This is a genomic window from uncultured Algibacter sp., from assembly GCF_947495675.1.
GTDB lineage: Bacteria > Bacteroidota > Bacteroidia > Flavobacteriales > Flavobacteriaceae > Algibacter_B.
Genome location: NZ_CANLZX010000095.1, coordinates 1 through 234 on the forward strand (window position 1 = coordinate 1; position 234 = coordinate 234).

General features: G+C 33.8%; 1 pseudogene. It reads left to right on the forward strand.

Going from position 1 to position 234, the window contains the following annotated elements:
* Window positions 1-234, forward strand: a pseudogene (locus tag Q0842_RS16235) (hypothetical protein); the annotation flags it as partial.

A 234-nucleotide genomic window follows, 5' to 3' on the forward strand; every position in this document is an offset into this window, starting at 1 on the left:
ATCAAATCCATATTGGTATAACTATTGGTCATCACCAGTAGGATCCACAGGAGCCACAAGCTTAACAGATAATAATGGAACAAGCAACAATACCAATAATTCAGCTTTTATATTAAACATGTTAAAAGATGATTCCGGTTCAGGCTGTCTATTTACATCAGGTTATACAGGAAGTGGCAATATAAGTACGTATTGGTTATATACATTTATAAATGGAAGAACGTATTGGGATTG